At 70.0% G+C, this 13723-nt stretch carries 13 protein-coding genes; 9 read left to right on the top strand and 4 right to left on the bottom strand.

Annotation, left to right across the window (positions count from 1 at the left end):
* Positions 1 to 275: 275 nt before the first annotated feature.
* Complete coding sequence (locus ABEA43_RS65005) at positions 276 to 602, bottom strand: hypothetical protein (protein WP_345580016.1); 327 nt, start codon at positions 600 to 602, stop codon at positions 276 to 278.
* Positions 603 to 1407: 805 nt separating this feature from the next.
* On the bottom strand, positions 1408 to 1728 hold the full coding sequence (locus ABEA43_RS65000; protein WP_345580013.1) for a hypothetical protein: 321 nt from the start codon (positions 1726 to 1728) through the stop codon (positions 1408 to 1410).
* 148 nt (positions 1729 to 1876) lie between these two features.
* Between ABEA43_RS65000 and ABEA43_RS64995 the strand changes: the two genes are divergently transcribed.
* From ABEA43_RS64995 to ABEA43_RS64955, 9 genes are all read left to right on the top strand, one after another.
* Entirely contained in the window at positions 1877 to 2821 is a 945-nt protein-coding gene (locus ABEA43_RS64995; RefSeq protein WP_345580010.1) for an alpha/beta fold hydrolase, read from the top strand.
* Between the two features lie 45 nt (positions 2822 to 2866).
* A complete protein-coding gene (gene moeZ / locus ABEA43_RS64990) occupies positions 2867 to 4048 on the top strand; it encodes an adenylyltransferase/sulfurtransferase MoeZ (RefSeq protein ID WP_345580007.1) in 1182 nt (393 codons plus the stop codon).
* A 45-nt stretch (positions 4049 to 4093) separates the two neighbouring features.
* The gene (locus ABEA43_RS64985) at positions 4094 to 4810 is read left to right on the top strand and encodes a hypothetical protein (RefSeq protein WP_345580004.1); all 717 of its coding nucleotides are present in this window, start codon (positions 4094 to 4096) and stop codon (positions 4808 to 4810) included.
* The gene (locus tag ABEA43_RS64980; RefSeq protein WP_345580001.1) at positions 4804 to 6009 is read left to right on the top strand and encodes a S8 family serine peptidase; all 1206 of its coding nucleotides are present in this window, start codon (positions 4804 to 4806) and stop codon (positions 6007 to 6009) included. Before ABEA43_RS64985 ends, ABEA43_RS64980 begins: the two co-directional genes overlap by 7 nt.
* A gap of 170 nt (positions 6010 to 6179) precedes the next feature.
* Entirely contained in the window at positions 6180 to 7082 is a 903-nt protein-coding gene (locus ABEA43_RS64975) for a hypothetical protein (protein WP_345579998.1), read from the top strand.
* Entirely contained in the window at positions 7076 to 8227 is a 1152-nt protein-coding gene (locus tag ABEA43_RS64970) for a S8 family serine peptidase (RefSeq protein ID WP_345579995.1), read from the top strand. The genes ABEA43_RS64975 and ABEA43_RS64970 overlap by 7 nt, the downstream gene beginning before the upstream one ends.
* Positions 8228 to 8363: 136 nt before the next feature.
* The gene (locus ABEA43_RS64965; protein WP_345579992.1) at positions 8364 to 8723 is read left to right on the top strand and encodes a hypothetical protein; all 360 of its coding nucleotides are present in this window, start codon (positions 8364 to 8366) and stop codon (positions 8721 to 8723) included.
* The gene (locus ABEA43_RS64960; RefSeq protein ID WP_425570739.1) at positions 8720 to 9010 is read left to right on the top strand and encodes an MGMT family protein; all 291 of its coding nucleotides are present in this window, start codon (positions 8720 to 8722) and stop codon (positions 9008 to 9010) included. The genes ABEA43_RS64965 and ABEA43_RS64960 overlap by 4 nt, the downstream gene beginning before the upstream one ends.
* 247 nt (positions 9011 to 9257) lie before the next feature.
* Positions 9258 to 12005, top strand: a complete 2748-nt coding sequence (locus tag ABEA43_RS64955) for a CDP-glycerol glycerophosphotransferase family protein (protein ID WP_345579986.1) — start codon at positions 9258 to 9260, stop codon at positions 12003 to 12005.
* A gap of 340 nt (positions 12006 to 12345) precedes the next feature.
* Here the strand turns inward: ABEA43_RS64955 and ABEA43_RS64950 are convergent, their stop codons facing one another.
* Together ABEA43_RS64950 and ABEA43_RS64945 are read right to left on the bottom strand one after the other, a co-directional pair.
* Positions 12346 to 12987 carry an NUDIX hydrolase gene (locus ABEA43_RS64950; RefSeq protein ID WP_425570738.1) on the bottom strand — a complete coding sequence of 214 codons (642 nt, stop codon included), beginning with the start codon at positions 12985 to 12987 and terminating at the stop codon, positions 12346 to 12348.
* 55 nt (positions 12988 to 13042) lie between these two features.
* Positions 13043 to 13705: a class I SAM-dependent methyltransferase gene (locus tag ABEA43_RS64945; protein WP_345579983.1), complete on the bottom strand. Its 663-nt coding sequence runs from the start codon at positions 13703 to 13705 to the stop codon at positions 13043 to 13045.
* Between the last annotated feature and the right edge of the window lie 18 nt (positions 13706 to 13723).

Here is a 13723-nt window from a genome sequence, read left to right as displayed (position 1 = left end):
GCATGACAAACAACCGCCCCGCCATCGCATATAACCGCCCCCATCGGAAAGGGGCCGGACAGCACAATGAGGGCCCCGCCGGCCAAGCCGGCGGGGCCCTCACCAGAAGAAGTGCCGTGGAGACGAGGAGAAATGAACCTCAGGCCGAACCGCGCCCAATAACGCGGACCGCTCCCGAGAGCCCGCCATGCACCAGCCGAAATCCACTCTCCAGCGAACGCCGACCGCCCATGAAAGTACGAGCGCTCATTCCTGCGCCATCAGCACACGGCATATTACCGCGTAGTGGTGGTGGGCGGCCTGTTGTCGTTGCGGTTGTCGTTGCGGATGACGACGCAGATCTGGCCGCCCCCACGGTGGTGACGGCGTCCCCAGCCGCCCCAGCCCCAGCCGCCGCCGCCACCGTGGTGGCGCTTGCCGCAGCGGTGGTGACGACGCTTGTGGTGGTGGCCCCAGCCCCAGTCGTCCGACATGAGGATGGACGGACCGGCGACCGGGGTGGCGGCGCTGGCCGCGGTCGTGGCCGCGCCCGCGCTGACCACTCCGCCGGTCAGCGCTGTGCTGATGGCGAGGCCTGCGATAACACTCTTGAGCTTGGGCATTGCGTATTCCCCCTAAGGATCGATTGCCCCGTTCTCGACGTTTCCGGGTACCTGAAAACAGGTCTTGGACGGCTGCTGAAGAGTCATCCAATGAAAGTCATTTCCGGGGCTGCGGGCGAGCAAACAGGAATCACCCTATTTTGCTGTACATTAACATTCTTATTGCTCGCATTAAACATCTATCGAATGAAATGGCACCATATGTCCGATTGTTCCGCGATTGGCAGGGCGGAAGCAGGCGACGGCGAACGCCACCCCGTACGGGCTTTCCTTTATCGGGTCGGCCGAATGCGGGCGAGACATGCTGCTCTCGCCTGCCATCCACTCGTGAATGCGAAATTTCGCGGACATATGAATTGCCACCGCACCGAACATTCTCGCTCCTGCCGAAATGGCGCAGCATTCCGGCGGCATGATGAATTGCCGGCATGCTGGCGCCCACCGGCTCAGCCGGCGAGATCTGTCATTTGGCACGGCGGCGGCCATCATTCCCGGGGCCGGCGTGGTGCCGTCCCTGGAGATGTCCTCCGCTTCGTACGGTTCCCGGCGGTCGCCGCCTCGGGCTTGTCCCGCCACTAACGGGGAGTACCTTTGGCGTCACGCTGAGTACCGCTGATCTGATGCTTTCCCGCCTTGACGGCCATAAACGGCAAACAGCAGCTTTTGCCGCACTGTTGGGCTGTCATGAGATCGATTAGACATCTATGCAGCGAAATATCCAGATATGTCCAAATAGGCCGGAAGGCGGACCGGGGCATGCGAAAGGCCGCGAACCCGCCTGCGGTCCGCGGCCTCCAGGGGCAGGTCAGCGTCTGCCGATCTTCTTCAGGTAGTGGCCGAAGGCGAACCCCCTGCGGCCGACGTGCGTCCCATGCACCCGGCGCCACGTGCCGAACGCCTTGCAGCTTCCCCACGTACGGTCACCGGGGTAGAGCTTGTCCACGACCCGCCCTCTGGGCGCCGCCCGGATGTTGAGCCGGGTCTGCACGCGTACGACTCGATACCTGCAGCCCGGCCGGTCGAGGACGGCGGTGGCGCTCGCCGGGCCCGTGCCGGCCGTCACGACGAGCCCTCCTCCGGTGATGGCCGCCGCGACGAGTCCGGCGGCGATGCGGCTGAAGCGCATGACGTTCCCCCTGTCCGTACTTCGGGACATATCAGCCCTGATGTCCTGGAAATTGGGATAAAAACCGGTCTGTACGGAATACAGACCCCGCCCAGGCGCGATGGTTATCGTGGAAGGAATGACGAGGAGGAAGCGACGAGGAGGAAGCATGGCGGTGGAGCCGATCCCGCACTGGCCGGGACGCATGATCGGCTCGGTGTACGTCCGATCGACCCAGCCGGTCCCAGGCGAAAGCCGAGCAGCAGGTTCAGCCCATCCGGGAGGCGGCGGCCGTGAGCAGGCCGTCTTCGTGCACGGCCTGGCCGGCTCGGCGACCAACTGGACCGACCTCATGGACGAGCTCAAGGACACGGTCGACGGCCACGCGCCCGACCTGCCGGGAGCCGGCTTCTCGCCCGCGCCCGCCGACGGCGACTACACCGTGGAGGGCCACGCGCGGGCCGTGACGGAGCTGATGGAGCATACGGGCCCGGCCCACCTGTTCGGCAACTCGCTCGGCGGCGCGATCGCCGTCAGGGTCGCCGCGACCCGCCCCGACCTGGTCCGGTCGCTCACGCTCATCTCGCCCGCCCTGCCAGACCTGCTCCCCAGGTACGGTCCCGCCCGCGTGGCCGCCGCCGCGCTGCCCAGGCTGGGGGAGTGGGTGGCGAGCAAGATGCGCCTGCTCCCCGCCGAGCAGCGCATCAACGCCTCCTTCGCCATGGTCTGGGCGAACGCGAACGCCGTGCACCCGATACGCCTGCGCGACGCGATCGACGAGCTCCGCAGGCGGGACGACCTCCCCTACGCGGGCGAGGCCATGATCGGCTCGGCCCGGGGCATCGTGGCCGAGTATTTCCGCCGTGGCGAGGAGAACCTGTGGAGCCAGGCGGCCAAGATCCAGGCGCCGACCCTGATCGTGCACGGCAAACACGACCGGCTGGTGCGCCCGGCCATGGCGGCGAAGGCCTACCGTACGTTCAGGCAGGTCAGGCTTGTGCTGCTGGCGACGGCGGGGCACGTCGCGATGATGGAGGCGCCGCAGGTCGTGGCGGCCGAGGCACGCCGTCTGATCGGTGAGACTCGATTGGGGAATGCCCCACTGCCCAGCTAGGTTTCACAGTGGAGATAAGACCCCCTGAAAACGGGAGCGTAGAAAGTGTCGTTGCCACCGCTGGTCGAGCCGGCCGCAGAGCTGACCGTAGACGAAGTGTTCCGCTACTCGCGTCACCTCATCATTCCCGATGTGGGCATGGCGGGGCAGAAGCGGCTGAAGAACGCCAAGGTGCTGTGTGTGGGCGCCGGGGGCCTGGGCTCGCCCGCGCTGATGTACCTCGCGGCGGCGGGCGTCGGCACCCTCGGCGTCATCGACTTCGACGTGGTCGATGAGTCCAACCTGCAGCGCCAGATCATCCACGGCCAGTCCGACGTGGGCAGGCTGAAGGCCGAGAGCGCCGCGGCGACAGTCCGCGAGATCAACCCGCTGGTCGAGGTCGTGATCCACAACACGGCCCTGACCACGGAAAACGTCATGGAGATCTTCTCCGGCTACGACCTCATCGTCGACGGCACCGACAACTTCGCCACGCGTTACATGGTGAACGACGCCGCGGTGCTGCTCGGCAAGCCGTACGTCTGGGGCTCGATCTACCGTTTCGACGGGCAGGCGAGCGTGTTCTGGGCCGAGCACGGCCCTTGCTACCGCTGCCTCTACCCGGAGCCCCCGCCTCCCGGCATGGTGCCGTCGTGCGCCGAGGGCGGCGTGCTCGGCGTGCTGTGCGCGTCGATCGGCTCCATCCAGGTCAACGAGGCCATCAAGCTGCTGACCGGCATCGGCGACCCGCTGGTCGGGCGGCTGATGATCTATGACGCCCTGGAGATGAAGTACCGCGACGTCAAGGTTCGCAAGGACCCCGAGTGCGTGCTCTGCGGGAAGAACCCGACGGTCACCGAGCTGCTCGAGGACTACGAGGCGTTCTGCGGCGCGATCTCCGACGAGGCCGCCGAGGCGGCCACGGGCTCCACGATCACCGCGCAGGAGCTCAAGGCCATGCAGGACAACGGCGAGAACATCTTCCTCGTCGACGTCCGCGAGATCAACGAGTACGAGATCGTCTCCATCCCCGGCGCCACGCTGATCCCCAAGGGCGAGTTCCTCAACGGCTCCGCCCTGGAGAAGCTGCCGCAGGACAAGAAGATCGTGCTCCACTGCAAGTCGGGCGCCCGTTCCGCCGAGGCGCTGGCGATCGTCAAGAGCGCCGGCTTCGCCGACGCCGTGCACGTCGGCGGCGGAGTGCTGAGCTGGGTCAAGACCGTGGACCCGAGCCTGCCCAGCTACTAAGGGTTTCCGGGGATGTTCCCCGGACGCCCCTATTAAGGTCGTGGAGTGAACTCCGCCCGCCCTTGGCCCACCCTCGTGGTGGCCTCCGCGCTGACTTTGATCTGCGCGGTGGCCGCCGGGGTGGCGGGCAGTGCGGCGGGCACGGAGCTCACCCGCGGCCCCACTGCCGCCGAGCTGCACACGGCGGCCCAGCGTGAGGTCTCCGAGCGCTGGCGCACCTGGCCCACGGGCCGTATCTTCCCCGCCACATTGCCGTACTCGGCCGAGCAGGGCGGGCAGGAACGTGCCAGCAGGATCGGCATCTCGCCGCGCACCGCGTGCGACCCCGTGGACACCAAGGCGGTCAAGGCCCTGCGCAAGGCGGGCTGCAAGGGGGTCCTGCGGGCCACCTACATCGACGCGTTGCGGGGCGTGCTCGTCACGATCGGCGTGGTGGCGCTGCGTGACGAGCTGGGCGCCGTACGCGCCAAGTCGGCCTTCGCCGACACCGGCAAGCCCGTGCCAGGGCTGCACCCGCTGGCCTTCCGCGGGACGGTGTCCGACCGGTTCACCCCGTCCGTACGCCAGGCAGGCTCGGTCCGGCAGGCGGGCCCGTATCTGGTGCTGACCACGGCGGGCCAGGTGGACGGGCGGCCCGCGGGCTCCTCGGGCGAGGAGCGGCCGGCCATCTTCGCCTTCGCCGCCGAGATGTCCGAGCGCGTGCTGACCGATCTGAGCACGCCCGAGATGCCCGACTGCGCGGCCGAGGAGTGGCGGTGCTGAGGCGGGCCGCGGCGGCGCTCGCCGCCGGGACGCTGCTGTTCGTCGGCGCGCCGGCGCACGCCGACGACGTACGCGGCGGCCAGCAGCCGGTGATCAGGACTCTGGAGCTGCCCCAGGCCTGGCGGGCCAGCAAGGGCGCGGGCGTGACGGTGGCCGTGCTCGACTCCGGCGTGGATCCGCACCATCGCGACCTCGTCGGATCGGTGCGCCTGGGCAAGGACTTCACCGAGGGCGCGAACCCGCCGGGGGCCGCCCCGCGCCGCCTGCACGGCACGTACATGGCCTCGCTGATCGCCGGGCACGGTCACGGCAGCGAGGGAAGACTCGGGATCATCGGCGTGGCGCCCGAAGCGGACGTACTGTCAGTAAGGGTCATCCTCGAAGACGAGGAGCCGGGTTTCAGGGAGTTCAACTCGGCCGAACGCTTCGAGAACGTGGTGGCCCGGGGCATTCGTTACGCCGTTGACGAGGGGGCGGACGTGATCAACATGTCGATCTCCAAGGAACTGGCGACCAGGGAGGAGCGGGCGGCCATCCGCTACGCCATCTCCAAAGGCGTCGTCCTGGTCGCCGCCGCGGGCAACGACGGCGAGGGGAAGATCGACGGCGACTTCGCCCCCTACTCCTATCCGGCCGCGTTCCCCGGCGTCGTCTCCGTGGGGGCGACGGACCGGCGGTTGCGGCGGGCCACGTTCTCCAACTGGAACTCCTCCGTCACGGTCGCCGCGCCGGGCGTCGACATCATGGGCGCGGGTCCCGGCGACGAATACTGGGTCGGCAGGGGCACCTCGCAGGCGACCGCGCTGGTGTCCGGAGTGGCCGCCCTCATTAAAGCCAAATATCCGCACATGTCGCCGCCGATCGTGGCCCGCGCCATGACCGCCAGCGCCACCGACCGGCCGCCGGGCGGCTACGACACCGCCACCGGCTTCGGCGTCGTGAACGCCGCCAAGGCCCTGGCCGAGGCCGCCAGGCTCGCGACGCACACCGAGACCGCCGAGGGCGCCCAGGCCCAGGATCCCGCCAAGCCGATGCGCGCGAGGACGGCCCCGATCAAGATCATCGTCAGGGACGAGGAACGGGTCACGGTGTACGCGGCGATCGCCGCCGCGGCCGCCGCCGGCGCGCTCGCGTCTTTGGCCGTCATATTCGTCCTGGTCAGACGCGTACGCCGGGCGCACAGCTCACAAGACGCATGATCTGTCAACTAAGGGGGACGAAATAGACACGATGCGAATGCGAGGGAGCGCCGTCGCCTGGCGGAGCAGCGCTGGGAGCGCAGCGACCAGGGCGACGGGGGAAGACAGCGGCATCCGGACGACCGACGCGCCCCACGGAGTGAGGCGATGAACCACGGAACGAGGCGGTGGTGAGGGCACGTAGGTCGACCTCAGGGCTACCGCGCGCCGACGGAGAAGCCGCGCAGGGACGGAGAAACCCGCTCGGCGCCTCCACCGGCCGCCGGTCACGGGTGCGTGCCTGGCCGGCGGCCGACTCCAGGCGGCGCACGGCTGCCAAAGAGCGGGCCGAGCTGGTGGAGCTCCAGCAGGGGATCCGCTATCGCCGCATGTTCGTGGGCCTGTTGGGCGTCATCGTGGCCGTGTCGGCCGTGATCGTGCTGCTCGGCACGGTCGGGCTGCTCTCCGAGACGCGCTCGCGCCCGCTGACGCCCGCGGAGCAGAACCAGTACAAGCAGGAGGAGATCGCCAGGCGCTGGGAGGCCTGGCCGGCGACCGGGGTCTTCCCCGAAGAGGTGAAATACCTCGGGCTCGACCGGGCCCAGCAGTACGCCAGGCGCGTCGGCATCGCCCCCGAGACCCAGTGCGCCAAGGGCGTGGACGCCTCCGTGGCCGGCGTGCTGGAGAGTCACGGCTGTCTCACCATGCTGCGGGCGACGTACGTGGACCAGACGGCCTCGTTCGTGTTCACCGTGGGCGTCGCCGTGCTGAAGGACGAGGAGTCGCGCGTCTCCGCGACCGAGGAGCTCAGCCAGGACGACCGCGTCGGCGTGCTGCCCGTGGCCTTCCCCGGCACCGTCACCGAACGCTTCGGCGTCGAGCAGCGCCAGCGCACCGGCTGGGTGGGCGCGGGTCCCTACATCGTCTTCTCGACCGCCGGCTACACCGACGGCCGGACCAGGGCCGCCATCCCGCCTGAGGAGATCCTGCACAGCGAGCTGTGGCCGGCGGCCAAGTCGATCGGCAACCAGATCGCCTACTTCCTGGCGGACCCGCCCAAGGTGCCGCCCTGCACCCAGGGGAACGTGTGCTGACCGCCGTACGCACGCTCGCCGCCGCGCTGCTGCTCCTGGCAGGACCCACCGCTGCTCCCGTACGCGAGCAGCAGCAGTGGGTGCTCGACGCGCTCAACGTCGAGCAGGCGTGGACCGTCACCAAAGGCGGCGGCGTCACCGTCGCCGTCGTGGACAGCGCCGTGGACGGCAAGGTCAAGGAGTTGCAGGGACGGGTCAGCGCGGGTCCCGACATGACGTCCGGCGCGGTGACCCGCGACCTGCCGCCGGGCAGGCACGGCACCGCCATGGCCGGCCTGATCGCCGGCTCCGGCGATGGAGACGGCTTCATCGGCATCGCCCCCGAGTCGCGCATCCTGTCGCTGCCCCTGGCCGTGGACGACGAGCCCGCCGACGGCGTACCGCCGATCGAGGACGAGCAGACCTCCGCGGAGAGCCCCCTGGCCCGCGCCCTGCGGTACGCCGCCAACCACGGCGCCCAGGTCGTCAGCATGTCGATCGGCTCCTACGGCCCGCTCAGATCCGAGCGCGAGGCCGTCTCCTACGCGCTCGGCAAGGGCGTCGTGCTGATCGCCGCCGTGGGCAACGACGGCCAGACCGTCTACGCCAAGGAGAACGGCACCTCCTACTGGAGCTTCCCCGCCGGCTACCCGGGGGTCATCGGCGTGGCGGCCACCGACAAGCAGGGCAAGCGGGCCACGTTCAGCAGCGACAACCTGTCCGTGCTCGTCGCCGCGCCCGGCGTGGACGTGCCCGTGGTCAAGCGCAAGAGCGGCTACGAGCTGTCGGAGGGCACCAGCTCGGCCGCCGCGCTCGTGGCGGGCGTGGCCGCGCTGATCAAGGCGCGCTATCCCAGCCTGCCGCCCGAGCAGGTCGCCCAGGCCCTCGCGTCGAGCGCCAGGGGCAGGCCGGCCGCGGGCTACGACGACCAGACCGGGTACGGCGTCGTCGACGCCGCCGCCGCGCTCAACGCCGCGGAGCGGCTTACCGGCGAGCAACGCAGCATCGTGCCCGGCCAGGACCACTTCGGCCAGGGCGAGGACTCGCCGACGCCGACCCGTCCGGGGCCCGACCCGTGGCGGCTGTGGCTGTACGGGGGCGGGCTGCTGGTGGCGCTGGTCACGTTCTGTGGCGCGATCATCGTGCTCAACCAGCGCAAGACGTGAATGCGTGAATGCGGCGCAGGGCGTGACGTCGGCGCAAGGCGTGAATCCCTGTGCAATGGGCGTCTTGTCCGTTAGATGCGCGGTGTGGACCGCTCCGATCGTCGGACGGAGTAAAGATCCGCTATGGTCCCGCGTCATGGGATACGAGCTGCGGGTGGTGCGCGAGTCGCCACTCGCCTTCGCGGAGCTTGCGAAGGCCATCGCGCCGGCCGGTTTCGAGCTGCGCGGATCTGACGAGATCGTGGCCCGCCACCGGGCCGGCACCCACGTGGTGGCCCGCTGGCAGGGCCAGCTGGCCGGCGAGCCGGGCTCCGACTGGCAGGTGGCCCAGCTCCTGCGGTTGTCGGCCGTGCTCGGCGCGCGGCTCGTGGGCGAGGACGGCGAGGTCTACGCCCTGCGCGACGGCGTCATGGAGGTCGTGAGCGGCGGCAGCGTGATGGAGATGGGCAAGTTCGACGAGATCATCGAGTCGGGCCCGGCGGCATGGAGCCCATGAACCCCTTCGCCGAGCGGGTCCTCGACCTCGTCGAGCGAATCCCGCCCGGGAAGGTCATGGCCTACAGCGACATCGCCGAATATCTGGGCGAGGGCGGACCTCGTCAGGTCGGCAAGGTGATGTCGACGTGGGGCGGCGGCGTTCCGTGGTGGCGCGTCGTACACGCCGACGGCACCGGCGCCGCGCCTGACCACGTGCAACGATGCCTGGCCCACTGGCGTGCGGAGGGCACTCCGCTGCGCGGAGAGCGGGTGGACATGCGCCTGGCCCGATGGGACGGACGTTGAGCCCAGATCCGAATAAGCGTTCAGCGGATTTTCAGTAAGTACTCTGACCTGCGCTTTCGCCGAACCAGCGAATTCGTGACATGTGACTCGCATTACCATGGGCAGAACACTTGATGGCGGCCCGAAAGGCGGTGCCACCCCTATGGCCACCGGCGTCACAGCCCAAAGCCAGGGCGGCGTTTCGCTCGTCGACCGCCTGAAGGCTGTCCAGGATCTTTGCGATCGTGGCGAGCCTCTCGAAGCGGTCATGCGAGCAGTCGGCCCAGGCGGTCGCGATGCGGCGTTCGACACCGAGGTGCTCAGCGGCCCGCTCGGGGCACGCATCGAGCTGGCGGTCAAACGCGGCCCAGCGCGGCGGCGCGAAATGCTCGACCTCCTACGCCCCTACCTCGCGGCCGTCGACCCCGACGTCAAACGCGACCTGCCGGTCGCCCGCCGCGTCGTCTGTCACCTGATCGAGCACCGCCCCGACGAGGAGCTCGTCGACGGCGAGACGCTGGCCAAGGTCGTGACGGCCGCGGCCGAGCCGTCCAAGCGCATCCGCAAGGGCCTGCGCTGGTACGCCGACCTGCCCTTCCGCGACGAGCTGCCGCCCGACCTCTACCGGCTGCGGCGCGCCGACCTGGTGCCGGTGACCCACATCGACGACATCGTCTGGGTCAACGGCAGGCTGCGCGTCACCGGCTTCGCCTATCTGGCGGGGCTGTCGGTCCGCAGCCGCAGGTTCAACCGGGCGACCGTGGTGCTGCGCGGGCCGCGCTGGCTGCCGCCCATCCGCATGCGTACGCGCCGGGTCCTGGCGCCCGAGGCCACCCACGGGGCCCGCGAGCCGGGCTGCAACTACGACTGGTCAGGCTTCTCGGCCGAGCTGAGCCCGTGGCCGCTGCGCTGGCGCGGCGCCGTTCGCGGCGTGGTGTCGGCGGTGCGGCGGCGGATGCGCCACCGGCCCTCCGTGCCCGACACCACGACGTGGCGGGCCGAGATCGTCTTCTGGAGTCGTGGCGCGCGGGCCACGGGCCTGCTGCGCGGCTCTTCGGTGGGCCGCCCCGAGCGTCCCGCCGGGCGCAAGCTCAAGCCGGGCTGGTGGGCCAGGCCGGTCTGGACCTCCGACCGGGCGCTGCAGGTCGTGCTCCAGCCCAACAGGGCCGAGCTGACGGGCGTGTCCGTGGAGGGCGAGCGCCTCGAGCTCAAGATCTTCCTGCCCGGTCGCACGGTCACCAAGGGTCACGCGAGGCTGGGCGGCCACCGGATCGCCGCCGACTTCACGCCCGCAGGCGACGGCACGCAGGTGCTGATCAGCCTGGCCGTGCCCACCCTGCTGCAGGAGAAGGACGGGCGGCGGCTCTGGGTCGAGCCCAAGGGCGACCCCGCGGCCTCCGTCATGCTCGCCGACCTCGTGGAGACCCGCACGCCCGTGAGCGACCGCGAGATCACCGTGCTCGGCGACCGCCGGGACCGCGTGGTCGTCTCCGCCCACCGGATCCGCCCGGTGATCACGTCCGCGGCCTGGGAGGGCTCCGCGCTGCTGCTGCGCGGCCACTACCCCGACGCGCCCGGTCCCCGCACGCTCACGCTGCGGCACCGCTCAGGGCTGTCCTACCTGCTGCCGATGGAGCGCTCCGGCGAGGAGTTCTCCGTACGCGTCGAGCCCGCGTCCATGGACCGCTTCGGCGAGTCCGTGCCGCTGACGTCCGGCACCTGGAACATGTCGATGCGCCACCCATCCGGCGAGATCGTCCCGCTGCGGATGGACCACGCCGCCCTGCCGGATCTGGACGAGGAGCCGCGCACGCTCGACGGCCACACGTTCCGGATGATCTCCACGCGCTTCGACGTGCCCGTGGTGACGGTCGACGAGGCCCGCCCGGCCGACGAGCGGGGCGTCGCGGGCACCCACGTGCTGCGCCGCGTCTTCTACCCGGCCCAGCGCACCGAGCCGCTGACGGACGCGACCGTCTACGTCGTCAACGACGGCCGCCTCTACGCCGACAGCGTCCGCGCCATCTACGAGGAGCGGCTGCGGCGCGGCGACGACCGCGAGCACATCTGGATCGTCAAGGACGCCGCGTTCGTGCCGCCGGGCGGCGCGACCGTGGTCCGCGCGGGCAGCCGTGAGCACCACGCCGCCCTGGCCAGGTCCCGCCACATCATCACCAACGCGTTCCTGCCCGCCTGGTTCCGGGCGCGCGAGGACCAGGTGGTGGTGCAGACGTGGCACGGCACCCCGGCCAAGCGCATCGGCAACGACCAGCCGCACATGGCCCGCGACCCCCGGCCGCCGATCTGGCACCGGCAGGCGGCGGAGGTGCGCGGCTGGGACCTGCTGCTGTCGCAGTCGCCGTGGGCGACGCCGGTGCTGCGCAAGGCGTTCGGCTACAAGGGCGAGATCCTGGAGAGCGGCCTGCCGCGCAACGACGTCCTCAACTCGCCCGACCGCGACACGCTGGCGGCGGCGATCAGGGAGCGCCTCGGGCTGGTCGAGGGCAAGCGGGTGGTGCTCTACGCGCCGACGTGGCGCGACTACGACCGCAAGAACGCCATGGTCAAGCTGGATCTGGCGAAGACCCGCGAGGCGCTGGGCGCCGACCACGAGATCCTGGTGCGCGCCCACCCGATGCAGGCCATGCCCGCCGTCCCCGACATCGCCCACGACGTCACCACCTACCCCGACATGGCCGACCTGCTCCTGGTGGCCGACGTCCTGGTGACGGACTACTCGTCGGTCATGTTCGACTTCGCCGCCACGGGCAAGCCGATCGTGTTCTACGGCTATGACCTGGCGAAATACTCGTCCAAGCGGGGGCTCTACATCGATCTGCCTGAGCTGGCGCCGGGGCCCCTGCTGTCGACGTCGGCTGAGGTGGTGGACGCGCTGATGTCGATCGACGAGGTGGCGGCGGCGCACGCCGACCGCTACGACGCCTTCCGCGCCACCTTCGCCCCCCGCGACGACGGGAAGGCGACGGCGAGAGTGGTTGATCATCTCTTCTCGTGACCGTCTTTTAAGGCCATCTTTTACGGCGGGCCAAGGTCCCCGCACGCGCCGCACTTCGGTGCCGTCTGTCATGGCCGGTCGTGAAGGCTCACGGGCTGATCGCCGTGACGACGCGTCTTCTGGGCCGGTTACGCGGCCAGGACGTACCGGGGTGCGGCGGGGTGTCTTTGAACGGCCGGTAAGGCACGCCCTGAGGGCATGATCGGAGACGCCCGGCCAGGGCGGCACGCTCGCAGGCGCTGGGCCCGGGGTGCGCGGGCTCGGGAGGCGCGGTCGGGCGTTGTGATCACGGGAATCCTGGGTCGGTCACAGGGCCGCGATCCGGTGCCTGCCGGGGTGGTCAGAAGAGGTCTGGTGGGGTGGGGAGGCGGGAGTGGGCGCTGGTGTCGCGGGCGGTGCCGAACGGCCGGCCCTTGGCTCGCTGGGCGCCGCCGCCGGGCAGGCTGTCGAGCAGCAGGTAGAGCAGGCAGGAGATGCTGGTCCCGCAGACGATCTTGCCGGTCTCGATGAGCTGGTGGATGCCCGTGACGGGCACCCACTCCACCCGCTCCGCCTCCCACGGGTCCGAGGGCGGCCCGATGTGGGTGGCCGTGTCGGCCCGGTAGATGTGGTGCGTGCTGTCGCAGAACCCGTTGGTCGGCTGGATGCACATCATGGGCCGCAGGGGGCCGGGACGCCAGCCGGTCTCCTCCTCGACCTCCCGCGCCGCCGCCACCCGTGGCAGCTCTCCCTCGTCGACCTGGCCAAGCGGGATCTCCCAGCCCCAGCTGTCGGTGATGAAGCGGTGCCGCCAGATCAACAGCACCCGGTCCTTGTCGTCGGTGACGACGGCCCCCGCGCCCGGCGCGGTGCGGACGAGCCGGTGGTCGAGATGGCGCCCGTCGGGCAGCTCCACATCCGCGACCCGGATGTCCAGCCACGGGTCGGCGTAGAGCGATTTCTCGGAGTGGACCTGCCAGCGCATGCGATCGACCCTCCGCATAGTGTTGACACTACGTTACAAGGCCGAACGCTCCGTATGTGCGGGAATCGGGCGGTCACTTCCGCAATTCGACGTCCAGGGCGAGGGGCGACACCTGGATGTCGAAGGTACGGAAGCGGGTGTGCGCGATGAGCGCCGCGAATTCGCTTTCGAGATAGGCGCGGCGGGGCAGGACCGAGCGCAGGACGTACCTGATGAAGATCTTGTTCAGGCCGGTGACGCCCAGCTTGTCCACGTCCTTGTCGACCGCCTCCTTGGACACGTCCTTGCGCAGGTCGCTGATGAGGGCGCAGCCGCCGGGCCGCAGCACCCTGTGCATCTCCCGGAGCGCGCCGACCGGGTCGGAGAAGTTCTTGAACGCGGCGCAGCAGATGACGAAGTCGAAGCTCTCGTCGGCGAACGGCATCGCGGAGGCGTTCCCGTGCCGGAAGTCCACCTCGGCGCCGGCCTCGGCCGCCTTGCTCTTGGCGATCTTGACGAAGGTCTCGCTGATGTCCAGGCCCGTGACCGTGTAGTCGCCGGTCCCCGCGAGGGCGATGGACAGGTAGCCGGGCCCCGGGGCCACCTCTAAGACCGCGCTGCCCTGCCCGGTGAGCCGCCTGACCTGGGCGAACTGCGCTTCGAATCTGCTGGCGTCCTTGGCGGTGCCGGCGGCGTACCAGCGGGCGATCGTGCCTTCCATGCCGATGCCCTTGTAGCCCTTGCCGGTCTTCGTCATGACTCGTCTCCCTTGGGT

Origin of the sequence: Nonomuraea rosea, assembly GCF_039539705.1 — a bacterium.
Lineage (GTDB): Bacteria > Actinomycetota > Actinomycetes > Streptosporangiales > Streptosporangiaceae > Nonomuraea > Nonomuraea rosea.
This window is presented reverse-complemented; position numbering and strand designations above follow the sequence as displayed.

Excerpts from the sequence above, each read along its gene's own strand:
- ABEA43_RS65000 (WP_345580013.1), bottom strand. The coding sequence starts at position 1,728 with ATGCGCTTCAGCCGCATCGCCGCCGGACTCGTCGCGGCGGCCATCACC.
- ABEA43_RS64945 (WP_345579983.1), bottom strand. The coding sequence starts at position 13,705 with ATGACGAAGACCGGCAAGGGCTACAAGGGCATCGGCATGGAAGGCACG.
- ABEA43_RS65005 (WP_345580016.1), bottom strand. The coding sequence starts at position 602 with ATGCCCAAGCTCAAGAGTGTTATCGCAGGCCTCGCCATCAGCACAGCG.
- ABEA43_RS64965 (WP_345579992.1), top strand. The coding sequence starts at position 8,364 with ATGGGATACGAGCTGCGGGTGGTGCGCGAGTCGCCACTCGCCTTCGCG.
- ABEA43_RS64995 (WP_345580010.1), top strand. The coding sequence starts at position 1,877 with ATGGCGGTGGAGCCGATCCCGCACTGGCCGGGACGCATGATCGGCTCG.
- ABEA43_RS64955 (WP_345579986.1), top strand. The coding sequence starts at position 9,258 with ATGCGAGCAGTCGGCCCAGGCGGTCGCGATGCGGCGTTCGACACCGAG.
- ABEA43_RS64950 (WP_425570738.1), bottom strand. The coding sequence starts at position 12,987 with ATGCGGAGGGTCGATCGCATGCGCTGGCAGGTCCACTCCGAGAAATCG.
- ABEA43_RS64960 (WP_425570739.1), top strand. The coding sequence starts at position 8,720 with ATGAACCCCTTCGCCGAGCGGGTCCTCGACCTCGTCGAGCGAATCCCG.